The 14,827-nt window shown below is 41.4% G+C and carries 11 protein-coding genes and 2 pseudogenes; 9 read left to right on the forward strand and 4 right to left on the reverse strand.

Annotation, left to right across the window (positions count from 1 at the left end; genetic code table 11):
• Window positions 1-506: 506 nt before the first annotated feature.
• Window positions 507-635: pseudogene (locus tag NJ959_RS30655) on the reverse strand (PEP-CTERM sorting domain-containing protein); the annotation flags it as partial.
• Window positions 636-941: 306 nt separating this feature from the next.
• On the opposite strand from NJ959_RS30655, the gene NJ959_RS10090 reads away from it, so the two are divergent.
• Entirely contained in the window at window positions 942-1,340 is a 399-nt protein-coding gene (locus tag NJ959_RS10090) for a helix-turn-helix domain-containing protein (protein ID WP_254011625.1), read from the forward strand.
• A gap of 192 nt (window positions 1,341-1,532) precedes the next feature.
• Here NJ959_RS10090 and glnA read toward each other — a convergent pair whose 3' ends face one another.
• Window positions 1,533-2,954, reverse strand: coding sequence for a type I glutamate--ammonia ligase (gene glnA / locus NJ959_RS10095; RefSeq protein ID WP_254011626.1), 1,422 nt, complete (start codon window positions 2,952-2,954; stop codon window positions 1,533-1,535).
• A 657-nt stretch (window positions 2,955-3,611) separates the two neighbouring features.
• On the opposite strand from glnA, the gene apcB reads away from it, so the two are divergent.
• Entirely contained in the window at window positions 3,612-4,118 is a 507-nt protein-coding gene (apcB, locus tag NJ959_RS10100; protein ID WP_254011627.1) for an allophycocyanin subunit beta, read from the forward strand.
• Window positions 4,119-4,280: 162 nt separating this feature from the next.
• Here apcB and NJ959_RS10105 read toward each other — a convergent pair whose 3' ends face one another.
• Window positions 4,281-4,607: a DMT family transporter gene (locus NJ959_RS10105; protein WP_254011628.1), complete on the reverse strand. Its 327-nt coding sequence runs from the start codon at window positions 4,605-4,607 to the stop codon at window positions 4,281-4,283.
• A gap of 73 nt (window positions 4,608-4,680) precedes the next feature.
• Window positions 4,681-5,130 (reverse strand): DMT family transporter, encoded by a 450-nt coding sequence (locus NJ959_RS10110; protein WP_256529019.1) that lies wholly within the window; start codon window positions 5,128-5,130, stop codon window positions 4,681-4,683.
• A gap of 274 nt (window positions 5,131-5,404) precedes the next feature.
• Here NJ959_RS10110 and NJ959_RS30660 point away from each other — a divergent pair.
• From NJ959_RS30660 to NJ959_RS10145, 7 genes and pseudogenes are all read left to right on the forward strand, one after another.
• Window positions 5,405-5,548, forward strand: a pseudogene (locus NJ959_RS30660) (hydrogenase nickel incorporation protein HypB); the annotation flags it as partial.
• Window positions 5,549-5,653: 105 nt separating this feature from the next.
• Window positions 5,654-6,679 (forward strand): ABC transporter substrate-binding protein, encoded by a 1,026-nt coding sequence (locus tag NJ959_RS10120; RefSeq protein ID WP_254011630.1) that lies wholly within the window; start codon window positions 5,654-5,656, stop codon window positions 6,677-6,679.
• Between the two features lie 17 nt (window positions 6,680-6,696).
• Window positions 6,697-7,488 (forward strand): ABC transporter ATP-binding protein, encoded by a 792-nt coding sequence (locus NJ959_RS10125; protein WP_256529020.1) that lies wholly within the window; start codon window positions 6,697-6,699, stop codon window positions 7,486-7,488.
• 314 nt (window positions 7,489-7,802) lie between these two features.
• A complete protein-coding gene (locus tag NJ959_RS10130) occupies window positions 7,803-8,396 on the forward strand; it encodes a hypothetical protein (RefSeq protein ID WP_254011631.1) in 594 nt (197 codons plus the stop codon).
• 176 nt (window positions 8,397-8,572) lie between these two features.
• Window positions 8,573-9,022, forward strand: coding sequence for a DUF29 family protein (locus NJ959_RS10135; RefSeq protein WP_254011632.1), 450 nt, complete (start codon window positions 8,573-8,575; stop codon window positions 9,020-9,022).
• A gap of 494 nt (window positions 9,023-9,516) precedes the next feature.
• On the forward strand, window positions 9,517-11,010 hold the full coding sequence (locus NJ959_RS10140; RefSeq protein WP_254011633.1) for an efflux RND transporter periplasmic adaptor subunit: 1,494 nt from the start codon (window positions 9,517-9,519) through the stop codon (window positions 11,008-11,010).
• 479 nt (window positions 11,011-11,489) lie between these two features.
• Window positions 11,490-14,753, forward strand: coding sequence for an efflux RND transporter permease subunit (locus NJ959_RS10145; protein ID WP_254011634.1), 3,264 nt, complete (start codon window positions 11,490-11,492; stop codon window positions 14,751-14,753).
• Window positions 14,754-14,827: the final 74 nt, after the last annotated feature.

Raw genomic sequence — 14,827 nt, forward strand, 5'->3', positions numbered from 1 at the left:
ATGTCAAAAGATTATTTTTTTTAATGATTTCAGATTTCAGTCCATTTCAATGGACATATTACAGAATAAGCAACAAATAAAAGGCGAATGAATTCGCCTCTACACAAACAAAGTCCGCCTGCGCGGACTAATAAACCCGCGACGGCGGGTTTTGTCTGTGTAGACGCGGTTTCAACCGCCAGTTGAGCATGAGGCAAGATGTCAAAAGATTATTTTTTTTAATGATTTCAGATTTCAGTCCATTTCAATGGACTTTAGCTATTAGACAGTGGTTTTAACCACTGGCGGTTGTTGGCACTGACGGAAGATTTGAGTTGACGCTATCTTAAGCTGATTATCTGCGATCGCGTTGCGCTACTACAAGCAAATCGCACCTTCACAGCCCTTCAACCGCCTAAATAAATTTGAGCAAGCCTATAAGTTTTATCTCTAAAATAGATCCCAAAAAATAAACCCCCTCAACTGACTGAATGAAGGGGTTGTTTGTTGTGTTTTTGAGAAGGAAATTAGCCGACTTTTGTGGGTTCTTTTTCTGGATATTTGGATGTCTTTAGTTTGCGCTTGAGGGTTGAAGCTGCGCCGAGTGTGCCGAGAGCGAGGAGGCTGAGGGTGGAAGAGGGTTCGGGGATAGCCGTAAAACCAAGTGTGATAGAGAGTCGGCGGTCTTGACCTATTGTATTCCCCATTGTCGTAGTGGTTAATAAGTTCCCATCAATTGCATTGTTCACTGAGCTAAGAATAGCATTATTTCCAAGTAAAGCATATACAATTAAAATTTTCCCCGCAAGACCCAAGAAAGCCATATAAAGCCATATAAAGCCATATAAGGTAACATGAAGAAACATGAAGCAAATCTAAAAATAATCTAAATACCGATTAGGTCGTATTATGCAATATAATGCAATATAAAACCAAATTCCTTCCCACCGCAAACGTAGCTTATGAACACATCAGATGTTCACTCACTAGTCTCCACGGTAGATGAGCTAATCTTCTCGTACACTGGAGAACATTTAGACGATCTTCAGCAAGCAATACTAGAGGGATCATTAGACTATCAAAAATATGCAGAAATAGCTAAAAACACTCATCGTTCTGAGAAGTATATAAAAGATGTAGCGGGTAAGTTATGGCAAACCATATCAACAGCATTAGGAGAAGAAGTAAAGAAAACTAATATTAAATCTAGTTTGACAAGGTATAATAAATCTAATTTTTCTAATTATAATGTGGTAAATAGCGTACAGATTTATAGAGACAATATCTGCACAAATTTACCTGAAAATGAATTAAAACAACCAAAAGCTTATCAAGAGGCTATATTAGAAGCAATTCCATAACTTATTAAAGCAGGATTGAGTATCGAACAAATTGCCATGATTTTAAAACTGCCCTTAGAAATTGTCCAACAACAATTTGGTGTAGGGGCGAAGCATTCGGGCGATAAATTGTAACTATAAACCAATGTTTTGTATCCGAATGCTTCGCCCTTCCGGGGTTTGAAAACAAGCCCTAACCCCCTCACCTAAATCCTAGCAATCGTAATACAAAGCAAACTCATAAGGATGAGGACGCAGACGCATCGGATTCACCTCATTATAAAGCTTGTACTCAATCCAATTATGGATAAAGTCTTCCGTAAATACGCCAGTATCAGTCAAGAAAGTATGATCCTTTTCCAGACTTGATAAAGCACCTTCCAGGGAACCTGGAGTGGAAGGAATTTTACTCAATTCTTCTGGTGATAAATCGTAGATATCCACATCTAAAGGTTCGCCAGGATCAATTTCATTCCTAATCCCATCAATACCTGCACAAAGCATTGCTGCAAAGGCTAAATATGGATTGCAAGTCGCATCAGGGCAACGGAACTCTAAGCGTTTTGCTTTAGGATTAGTACCAGATAGAGGAATCCGAATTGAAGCGGAACGGTTGCCTTGAGAGTAAGCTAAATTTACTGGTGCTTCAAACCCTGGTACTAAACGTTTGTAGGAATTAGTTGTTGGGTTTGTGAGAGCTAATAATGCGGGAGCGTGTTTAATTAATCCGCCGATATAATGGAGTGCCATCTTGCTCAGATTAGCATAACCATCGCCCCAGAATAATGGCTGTTCGCCTTTCCAAATAGATTGGTGAGTGTGCATACCGGAACCATTATCGTTAAATAATGGTTTGGGCATGAAGGTGACAGTTTTGCCATATTTCTTAGCAACATTTTTGATAACATATTTATAAGTCATCAAATAGTCAGCCGCTTGAATTAGAGGTGCAAACCGGAAACCTAATTCATTTTGTCCACCTGTCGCAACTTCGTGGTGATGCTTCTCAATTGGTACGCCGCACTGCGCCATAGTCAGGAGCATTTCCGTCCGCATATCTTGGAGAGTATCCGTAGGTGCGACGGGGAAATATCCTTGTTTGTAACCTGGTTTATAACCTAAGTTACCACCTGCTTCTTCTCGTCCGGAATTCCAGCGTCCCTCAACACTATCTACATAGTAGTAGCCTTTGTTCTCGGTTTGGTCAAAGCGAACATCATCAAATACGAAAAACTCAGCTTCCGGTCCAATATAAACCATATCGCCAAGTCCCGTTGAAGCTAGGAATTCAACTGCTTTTTTGGCAATACTACGAGGATCTCGGCTATACCATTCTCCGGTACGCGGCTCTTTAATCGAGCAAATCATGCTGAGGGTTTTTTCCTGCATGAATGGGTCAATCCAAGCGGTGTTTGGATCTGGTACCATGGACATGTCAGATTCGTTAATTGCTTTCCAACCCCGAATACTTGAGCCGTCAAAAGGAACACCATCTATGAAGGAACTTTCATCAATTTGATCGTAGTAGAAGGAGCAATGCTGCCAGATTCCCGGCATATCAATAAATTTCAGATCAATAATCTTGATCTTTTCATCTTGAATCATTTTCAAGATATCTTGTGGGGTTTTCGGCATAAATGACTCCTGTTTGAGTTTGACTATTGTTTAAACAAAGGATAAATAGGGAGCATCCCGAGAAAGGAAGAAATACAGGTTGTATTCTTTCTCCCCCCTTTGACAAGGGGGGCTGGGGGGGTGAAAAGGGAGGGCGAAAAACGAGTATCTTTGCCAAAGTGGGATGCTCCCGATAAATAGGTTTCGTGGATAGCAATCGAGTCAACTGTCCTTTTTCCGTTGTTCGACATCTAACTTATACTTAGATCTTGCCTCATTCACAACAAACTGTTTTTTGTAGGGTGGGCACTCCCTCAGATAACTCGAAAAGTCTAAAATTACGTTAGGGGGGAGTCCCCACCAAAGCAGTTATTGAAAGGCGTGCAAGATCTCAGTTATAGACCTGACTGATCCTAGGGAGTAGGTAGGACGGTGTTTTGTATTTTAAGCTACAGAATATCAATGACAAATTCTGTATAAGCTGATAAAAAGATTAAAATGTAGCAATTGTTACTAAATATTTCTAGTCGCAGGTGCAGATCAAGGGTAAAATACTACGAACTACATCATCGCATCACTCTAATCCAGGTTCCCTAGCAATTCATATTTTTGCGGGTCAACCCTGTGTGATGATTAGAAGATGGATATATCTATAGATCGTTGTTGGGAGAAAATTTGATGAGGGATGCCATTACAAGCCTGATTAGAACATACGACATCACAGGGCGTTATCTGGATCGGGATGCCATAGACTCGCTGAAGTCTTACTTTACTAGCGGTACAGCACGAGTCGCCGCTGCCGCAGTCATTAATTCCAATGCTGCGTCAATTGTCAAGCAAGCTGGCTCCGCAATGTTTGAGGAAATTCCAGAATTGCTCCGTCCCGGTGGGATGGGTTATACTACCCGTCGCTATGCTGCTTGTCTGCGGGATATGGACTATTACCTCCGCTACGCCAGTTACTCTATGGTGGCTGGAAGTTACGATGTCCTTGATGAACGGGTATTGCAAGGGTTGCGGGAACTGTACAACTCTTTGGGGGTTCCCATCGGACCAACCGTAGTGGGTATCCAGATTATGAAAAACATTGTCAAGGAGCAAGTGGCGGCGGCTGGTATTGATGCCTCTGTTGTCGATGGACCATTTGACCACATGACACGCGAGTTGAGCGAAACGGATATTTGAGGTATCCTATCCGATTGTGAGGGGAATGTTTCCCCTTTCTTGAATAACATAGTTCAGCCTTCATCCCACTTTCTCGAATATCGGTCTAGTTTTGATAGGTTTAATTTTTAATCTACTACCGCTGGATTGATATTCTAGATATAGTGGGATGAATTGTTTCATTTAATGAACCTCAGCCAGCTTTAATCCAACAGCCCCTGTAATTATTAATAGAATGGAAACAATTTGCATAAAGCTTAATTTTTCCTTGTGAAATACTACACTAACTACCGCAACTCCAACACCACCCAATCCTGTCCATATAGGATAAGCAATTGCTACTGGTAAAACATTAACAGCCGCAGAAATAAAATACAACAAACCACATAAAAACAATACATTTATGACAGATGGCCAAAAGCGTGTAAATCCTTCTGTACGTTTTAAAGTTGTCGCCCAGGCAATTTCACAAAATATCGCAATTATCAAGCAAGCCCATTCCCTACTCATCAATAAATCCTCTTAGTCAAAAATTAACCCAAACAATTACATTTTGTTAACTAATCTGGTCTATAATACTGGATTATTCCAGTCTAATAGGTTCTACTAGTTGTTGGATTTCGATCGAGTTTAAAATTTCGTCAAGCTTAATAGGCTCTAATCCTTCTACAGAATTAGTAACTTCTACAGAAGAATTAGAAGTTTCTACAGCTTCTTCCGACTTGGTAGCTTCTAAACCAATAACTCCTAAAATTATGAGAAGGATGCAAAGTATTTGAAAGATTCCCAGGCTTTCATCAAAAAATATAACAGCCCCAATTGCCACTCCAACACCACCTAAACCAGTCCATATAGGGTATGCAATGGCAACTGGCAAACTTTTGACAGCAAGAGAAATAAAATAAGTATTGATAGCCAGAATAACAGCATTAAAAACAGATGGCCATAATTGTGAATATCCCCCGGTCATTTTTAAAGTACTAGCCCAGACAATTTCACAAACTACTGCAATCATTAAATAAATCCATCCCATATTATAATCAGACCCCCTGAATGCTTAAAGACAATTGAATCTCATCTATTTTATCTATTTCTACCCATTTGTGCTACATTTTTTTTTTCGGTACAGTATGTTGTTATGACACAAAAACGTACTGACAAGTAGAATAGAAGGCGAAGATAAACCGCTGAAATAACTGAAGTATCACCATTATGCTTCACCCTCCCCTCACTACTGATGCCCTAACTGCCTTGTCTATTGCTATCTGTATCGGAGATAGCTTCAGGTAGTGTCGTGTTATAGTAAATTGGATATTGAGATTGCTAGGATCGAAGCTAATGTGTGTCAGATGAATCCGACTGTAACTATTATTCCGATTTCTGCTAAAACTGGGGAGGGATTGAATACTTGGTTTAATTGGGTGCTATCTCAAGTAAGTAGATTCGTTTGATATCCTTTGATGGACTTAGTTGAGTAAACGGTAACTCCTGATACAGGATCGCTGACTATTAATAATTAATAACTAATTATCTGGCTGTAAAACAAGGAGAATTTGATGAAAATCCGCAAGTTACTCTCGTTACTGATTATATTTGTTTTTGGTTTAGCGATCGCAGTCAGTTGTACTCCATCTCAACCAACTTCAAATTATGCCTCAACTACACCAGCCAAAACAAGTCCTATCCAGATGGGATTCAGTGCTTGGCCAGGTTGGTTACCCTGGCAAGTTGCTCAAGAAGAAAAACTATTTGCAGCGAACAAAGTTAAAGTAGATTTAAAGTGGTTTGATGGTTATCTGGATTCTATAAACGCTTTAGCCGCTGGACAATTAGATGCCAATACTCAAACTTTAAATGACACCATTAGCTCAATTGCTGCGGGTGCAGAACAAGTAATTGTCTTAGTCAATGATAACTCTACAGGTAATGATAAAATTATTGTTAGAGACGGGATTAAGACAATTGGGGATCTCAAAGGAAAAAGAATTGGTGTAGAAGTGGGAACCGTCGATCACTTCCTCCTATTATTGGGACTAAAAAAAGCTGGTTTATCAGCCACAGATGTCCAGATTCAACCCTTAGAAACAGGCATAGCAGCAGCAGCATTTGTCGCAGGACAAATTGATGCCGCTGCTGTATTTGCCCCCTTCACAACTAAAGCATTGCAACGTCCTGGTAGTAAAGAATTGTTTAGTTCAAAAGACTTTCCTGGTGCTATTCCGGATCATTTGGTTGTTACCCGAAAGATGATTGAGGAAAGACCACAAGATGTTCAGGCTTTGGTTAATACCTGGTTTGATACTCTCGACTTTATGAAGAAAAATCCAGAGAAATCACTCTCAATTTTATCAAAACGTGCAGGTGTTTCTGTTCAAGAGTATAAACAATATGATGCTGGCACTAAAATCTTTACAATTCAGGATAACCTCAAAGCATTTTCTCCTGGTAAAGATATGCACTCCCTCTCTTATGCAGCCCAAGAAGTTAGTAAATTCTTAGTTGAATTAAAACTAATTAAAACAGCACCAGATTTAACCAAACTATTTGACGACCGCTTTGTCAAAACATATTCCCAAAATTAGAATCCTAACCCAATTAATTGCTAATTGCTAATCGGTTAAGGGCAAAAGTAGCTTTAAGTAAAAGTAGCTTCAATCCGAAGATTTATGGTATAATTGTTGCCCTAAAAGATATCAACATCCATATAGAAGAAGGAGAATTTATCTGTGCCGTTGGTGCTTCAGGTTCAGGAAAATCAACCCTACTGCGATTAATTGCAGGTTTAGACACTCCCACCGCAGGAGAAATTATTGTCGATGGAGTGGGTGTTATCGGACCAGGTGCAGATCGTGGTATGGTTTTTCAAAGCTACACCCTATATCCTTGGATGAATGTAGCAGATAATGTTGGATTTGGTTTAAAATTACAGGGGATACCCGCAGCACAAAGACGACAGCGAGTTTCTTACTATTTAGATGTGGTAGGATTGTCAGGATTTGCCAAGGCGTTGCCCAAAGAATTATCGGGAGGCATGAAACAGCGAGTTGCGATCGCACGTTCTTTAGCTTGTCAGCCTAAAATATTATTAATGGATGAACCCTTCGGCGCATTAGATATTCAAACGAAGGAAGCGATGCAACAATTCCTCCTGGAGATTTGGCAGCGTACTAACACCACCATATTGATGATTACTCATGATGTTAGTGAAGCAGTATTTCTCGCCCAACGGATTTACGTTTTAACCTCTCGTCCTGGTACAATACAACAAGAATTTAAAATAAATTTACCAATTGATCGCACTTATAAAATTAAGCGTTATTCTCAATTTCAACACTACACTGATGAAATTAGTGACTTACTTAGAGGTCAACTGAAGGTGGAAGTAGGTTGAAGTAGTAGAGTGGGCAGTGCCTGCCCACCCTACCCCGATCTTGAGCAAATGTAAAGATTTATGAAAAAAGCTTGACCCTTGAGCAGATCTCCCGAAATCTGTTATAGTAATGCTACTTAAACAAAAAACCTAAAAATATTAGCGCCACTCAAAACCTGTTAGCTGGGTTTTGAGCGGCTGACCCCCAAACTGTACAACCAGTCTGGAGACTAGAAGATATGGTAACATTACTCTAGCCACCCTGACTTAACTATGGCATCGGGGTGGCTAAATTTTTGGGTAGGGACACCGCTCAAATCCAGGAGTGAATATCTATGTCTGTAAATTTGATTACCGCTGGAATCGTTAATCCGACTGCATTTTCAGTGGATAGAGTACGTGTTCAAGTGGCGGCTTTTCTGAAAATTCCTTTCCGGCAAATTGAGCGGATTGAATGCTGGCAGCACCAAATCTGGGTGAAATTCGTCGAAGGGCGTGGCAAGTTTATCAGCTATCGCCATTTGCCCCTCTGGGTGGAACAAGGAATTGTGGCAATTAACAATTGTCAGAATCGCACCAGCCTCGACGAGTTAGGCGAAATACTCCGTACAGAAAGGGAATGGTACGATACCAAAGCCAAGCCAGAAACCCTCGAGAAGTGGCGCGAAGCTTGGGTAAAACAATCTCACCACCTGCGGGAAGAAGAGGAACGCCTAAAACCCATTCGTGCCCATCAGGAAGCCGGAAGACAATGGCTACAAGCCTGGGGACATGTGTTGCAATGTTGTAGCGAGTCAATATCCTTAGAAGAATTAGCCCCGGAAATCAAACGTCAAGCTGAAGCGTTTGCCGATTTACCAGATATTCTTCAGGGGATAGACGCAGTGTGGCAACAGCGTTGGCAGGAATTGAATCAGGCGAGTGCTTAATTTGGGGAATGGGGAGTGGGGAGTTTTGAGTTTTGAGTTTTAATTGAAAACTGAGAACTCAACACTGAGAACTATTAAGTCCTCTATAATATCTAGTGGATCGTCACATATACAATAAGATATTGCACCAAAAGTGATTAGCTCCAAGGGATCGAAAAGCGGAGGAATAAAGGCAAATGGAAGAACTAATTACCCTAAAAGAACTACTCCACCAAGGCAAAATTTCCGAAGCTATCGAACTAGTGGAAGAACTAGAGGAAATGAGTAAATCTGATAAACTCAATAAAATTTTCAGCTATGGCATTATCCTCTTATTACATTTAATCAAAAAAATTGCCGAAAATCGCACCACCAAGTCTTGGGAAACTTCCATCCGCAATGCCGTCAAGCAAATTCAACGGACAAATCAGCGTCATAAAGCCAAAGGAACTTACCTGACTGAAAATGAATTAAGAGAAACCTTGGAAGATGCCTATGATTCTGCCTTAGATCGCGCATCATTAGAAGCATTTGAAGGTAGATATGAAGCCGAAGAAATTGGAGAAATGGTTAAACGAGATGACGTTATCAAAATAGCAATGGGTTTGATTATAGATCAAAAATATGCGGAGATAACAATGAATTAACAGGTTGTGAAGCTAATGTAAATTTAGATCCGCGATCTCACGACTCGGAGATGGGGGATATTACGAGGGGGAGATGAAAACCCGTGACAAAACCCAAAACCCGCCAGTGGCTATCAGCCACTGTCTTATAGCTTAAGTCGGTTGAAATTGAGATCTTGCTTCAATGTCAATTAGTCAACTAGCCTTGGCGAATGGAATTCGCGGCTATACAAACAAAGTCTGCCTGCGCAGACTAAAGATCTTACAACCCGCGACGGCGGGTTTTGTCTGTGTAGATGCGGTTTTAACCGCCTTGTTGAAAAACCTAACTACATCTCAGGTTAGAAATCAATCGGGGATAACTAGGGGAAGTTGACAGAAAATCTCCTCCCACCTCCCACCACTCACCTCTTCCCTGGGCCAACCCGTCACAGGAGCTAAATTTTAAGTAATAATAAGGAAGGTAACAGTTCTTCACAAACTTACCCAGCTCTACCTGTAACAGAGGAACAACCGTGACTCAAACCGCCCCACAGCAAGATAAAATTAATTTAAACGGCTCCGCCGTCGCATCACCTCCTGACATAGAGCCGGATACAGTGTCATCCTCAATTACCGAAACTGAAATACCCGGAATTGAAATACCTCAAACTGAGATACCCCGCCCTAACCCTGTATCTGGAGCGCGGGGATTAATTTTTGGGATTGGGATTGGGATTGCGATCGCACTCTTCGGCAACCATATCCTATCTGGTAAACAAACAAAGACTCCCCCCCGCAAACTTCCCCCCGCTGCCTCATCAACTGCACCTGCTCAAAGCGTTACCGTTGCAGCGGTAGAAGCAGCACCGATTAGCCGCACCTTAAAAGGAATTGATGGGACTGTTGCTCCCTTGGGTGATATAGTTTCCGTCATGTCTCAAGCTACGGGATTGCAAATTAAGCAAGTACTTGTGGATGAAGGAATGTATGTGAAAACTGGACAGACAATGGCATTATTGAGTGAAGATCGCATCCAAGCTCAATTAACTCAAGCCAAAGCTGCCGTTACCCAAGCCGAAGCACGGCTGGCACAGTTAAAAGCGGGAACCCGTGTCGAAGAAATTGCTCAAGCACAAGAAACAGTAAATAGCGCTCAATCTGGTATTACAGAAGCCCAATCAGATTTAGATTTAGCCAGAATGCGGGTACAGCGCAACCAAATGCTTCAGGTAGAAGGTGCAGTTGCTCGCGATCGCCTTGATGAAGTAATTAACCTAGAGCGTAGCAAACGTTCCGACCTAGAACAAGCCCAATCTCGCCTGCGAGAAGCCCAACAAAGACTCAAGCAACTCGTAGCCGGACCCCTCCCTGAAGAAATTACCCAAGCCGAAGCCCAACTAGAGCAAGCAAAAGCCCAAATGCAAACCTATTTGGTGCAATTAAAAGATACCCGAATTGTGGCTCCTGCAAGTGGAAAAGTTGCCGAAAGAAATGCCAGAGTTGGCGATGTCACATCAGGATCAGGAGAACTATTTAAAATCATCGAAAATGGGCGATTGGAACTATTATTAAAAGTCCCCCAAATTCAATTATCCCAAATTCGCCCCGGGCAAGAAGTCCAAATTACTTCAGATGCGAATAGCAAAATGCGACTATCAGGAACTGTCCGAGAAATTGACCCCATACTAGATGAAAAAACTCGTCAAGCAACGGTAAAAGTAGATCTAGAAGAAATAGGAACATTACAACCGGGAATGTTCTTAAAAGCAGTCATTACCACAGGAAGCTATACTGGTTTAACTATCCCCGCCAAAGCCATAGTATCTCAACCTAATGGAAGTGCGATTGTTTATGTCCTCCAACCCGATAATACTGTGAAAGCGTTAACAGTAGAAGTAGGAGAAATATTACCAGGAGAAAGAGTAGAAATAAAAAGCGGTTTATCTGCTAAAGATCGAATTGTAATCAAAGGTGCGCCATTTATCAAAGATGGTGACAAAGTCCAGGTAATGACTAATGTTAGTTAAAGGTTAATAGAGACAGTGGTGCAATTGACAAGGTTGGTGTGATGCGTGTGATTAGCCGAAAATTGCTGCGCGAATTCTGTGAGGAACATCCGGATTCCTGTGATGCCCTTTATGCTTGGTATCGAGTAGCAATAAAAGACCGATTAGGCATAATGAAGCTAAGAAATTAGCTGATTTATTTCTAGTTGAGATGGATTTATTCCTGTGAATGACAATTAGTATTCTCAATTGTTACCCAAGCAAATTGAGGTTGCGACTATCATAATAAGAGTTTTTTCTAACACAGAGGTACACAGAGGTGACACAGAGATACACAGAGGTTTTAAATAATAATCCTAATGAAAACAGCCCCTAACCAAATATCATCTCTCTCCTCCTCCCAAACCCTCTGTGTACCTCTGCGCTTACCTCCGCGCCCTCTGCGTTAAAAACAAATATTATGCCAATGCTAGAAAACTCCATCTAACCAACAAAAAAAAATGTCCTTCAACATCTCAGAATGGTCAATTCGTAAGCCAGTACCAACTATAGTTTTATTTATAATTTTGACTGTATTTGGTTGGATGTCTTTTACTCAATTGGGAATTGATGCTAGTCCAAATATTGATGTCCCGGCGGTGTCGGTGACTGTGACTCAACCTGGTGCCGGACCTGTGGAGTTGGAAACTCAGGTGACGAAAAAGGTTGAAGATGCGATCGCAGGTTTGGGTAATATTGATAATATTAGTTCTACTGTTAATGATGGGGTTTCTAGTACTGTAGTTAATTTTGTTTTGGGTACGGATAGCGATCGTGCTACTAATGATGTCAGGAATGCGATTTCTCAGATTCGGCAAAATCTCCCTGCTGATGTTAATGAACCTGTGGTAAGGCGGTTGGAATTTGCGGGGGGGGCGATTATGACTTATGCTGTAGTTTCGGACAAGCTTTCTGTGGAAGATTTGAGTTATTTGGTGGATCAAAATATTAGTCGCGCTTTACTTTCGGTACAGGGGGTGGCGCAAGTGCGGCGGATTGGTGGTGTGGATCGAGAAATTCGTGTAGATTTAGATCCTAGTAGTTTGCAGGCGTTGGGTATTACTGCTACTCAGGTTAATGACCAAATTCGGGCTTTTAATATTAATTTACCAGGTGGTAGGGGTGAGATTGGGGGCAGCGAACAGAGTATTCGGACTTTGGGGAGTGCGGCGAATGTGGAGGTACTGAAAAGTTATGAGATTACTCTACCTAATGGTGGTTCTACTACTTTATCTAGTTTGGGAGAAGTAGTCAATGGCTATGGAGAGGCGCGAAGTGCGGCTCTTTTTAATGGGAAGCCTGTGGTAGCTTTTCAGATATTACGGAGTACGGGTAGTACTTTAGTTACTGTGGAGGAGGGAGTCAGAAAAGCAGTAGAAAAATTACCACAAACTCTGCCTCCTGATGTCAAATTAGAACTAATATTTACACGGGCTAATACTATTCGGGAATCTTATAAAGGTACTATCGACGATTTAATCAGCGCCTCCGTCTTAGCCGTAATTGTAATTATGCTATTTTTGCGGAATTGGCGTGCGACTTTAATTACAGCTTTCGCTTTACCTCTATCAATTATCCCTACTTTTGCTGTCCAGAAAATGCTGGGTTATACCCTCAATAGCATGACATTGTTAGCCTTAGCATTAGCAATCGGTAATTTAGTAGATGATGCGGTGGTAGAAATCGAAAATATGGACCGCCACATGGATATGGGGAAAAGCCCTTTTAAAGCTGCATTAGACTCTTCCGCCGAAGTAGGTTTAGCCGTACTCGCTTCCGCCGCCACAATTATTGCTGTATTTTTACCCGTCGCATTTATGGGTGGCGTACCCGGTCAATTTTTCCAACCTTTTGGCGTAACAGTCGCCATTTCCACTATATTTTCTACCCTAGTTGCCCGTACCGTTACCCCAATGATGGGAGCATACTTATTAAAGGGTAAAATAGGGAACAGGGAAAAGGGAATAGGGAAGAAGAAAGAGGGAAAAGTTAAAAATAAGTTCTCCTTTTCTATTTTCCCCTTCACCCGAAGCAAATCCCCAAGACAAACCAGCCAACCATCCGCTGCAAAATCCGCTGTAAAGTCTCATCCCTATCGCAGTTTACTCCAATGGTCACTAAGACATAAACTAACAACAATAGCACTAGCGATCGCATTCTTCATCGGTTCACTCATGTTACTCCCCTTAATTCCCAAAGGATTTGTGGATAGTGGGGATTTAGGTTTATCCACGGTTTCTCTTGAACTTCCTCCGGGTTCCACTCTCAAAGATACTATAGAAGTAGCGAAACAAGCCCAAAAAATAATTGAAAAAAATCCCACAGTAAATAGCGTACTCACAACTGTTGGTGCAAGTAGTAGTGGTGGTGTAAATCAAGGCAGTATATCCATTCAGCTTAAACCAAAAGAAGAACGTCCGCAAAAAGATGGGAAAACTATTTCCCAAGTTGATTTTGAAAAAGAATTACGTCCCGAATTTCGGCAAATTCCTGGTGCGAGAATTAGTTTCGATAGTCAAGGGGGTAGAGGCGGAAGAAAAGATTTATCTATTGTCCTCAAAAGTGAAAATCCCGATGCTTTAATCCAAGCCGCCAATGATTTAGAAAAACAGATGAGAAGCATACCCGGTTTGGTGGAAGTAGTTTCTACTGCTAGTTTGGTGAAGCCAGAAATCCTCGTCATTCCGGACCCCGCGCGGGCTGCGGACTTAGGCGTAACAGTACAAGCGATCGCACGTACCGCTTCTCTTGCTACTATTGGTGATAATCCCTCTAATTTAGCTAAGTTTAATCTACCAGACCGCCAAATTCCCATTCGCGTCCAAATCGATCCCAAAGCCCGGAATGATATCGATACAATTAAAAATCTCCAAGTCCCCACTAAAAACAATACTTTAGTCCCATTAATATCAGTTGCAGATATAAAATTTGGTAGTGGTCCCGCCCAAATTGACCGTTTTGACCGTTCCCGGAAAGTATCTGTTGACGCTAATTTAGAAGGTATTGTTCTCGGACAAGCTGTAGCCGCTGTCAAGCAGCTACCCGCGATGAATCCTTTGCCGCCGGGAGTGGTGCAACAACCTGCTGGAGATGCCAAAATTATGGGGGATATTTTCGGAAGGTTTGGCAGTGCCCTATCTTTTGCCGTAATGTGTATCTATGCTATTCTCGTCCTCCTTTATAATAATTTTCTCTATCCCATTGCGATTATGGCAGCGTTACCCCTTTCTTTAGGTGGGGCGTTGCTGGGTTTAATGATTGCTCAAAAATCATTGGGTTTGTATGCTTTAATTGGCATAGTTTTGTTAATGGGAATTGTGACTAAAAACTCTATCCTTTTAGTAGATTATGCGTTAATTAATTTAGAGGAAGGCAAGTCTCAGCATCAAGCCGTAATTAATGCTGGAATATCTCGCCTCCGCCCAATTTTAATGACTTCTTTAGCCACAATTGCTGGTACACTTCCCTTAGCTTTAGGAGTCGGTGCAGGAGCTGAGGTAAAGAGTCCAATGGGGCTAGCGGTGATGGGTGGTTTTACCACTTCAACTCTATTAACATTGGTGGTAGTGCCAGTATTATTCTGTTATGTCGATAATCTTCAGAATTGGCTGGGGCGGTTATTTGGTGGCAAGAAAAAGACTAAAACTATTGATAATTTTGAAATGATTGAAGATATTGATGAATTAGAAGATGCCATGGCGCAGGGAAATGGGAAGGAAAAGTAATCTATAACTTGTAAATTTATCAGTTTTGAATTAAAACTCAAAACGGACTTCGTCCCGCTGCGCTAACAAAACTC

Origin of the sequence: Limnofasciculus baicalensis BBK-W-15 (genome assembly GCF_024178385.1) — a bacterium.
Lineage (GTDB): Bacteria > Cyanobacteriota > Cyanobacteriia > Cyanobacteriales > Coleofasciculaceae > Limnofasciculus > Limnofasciculus baicalensis.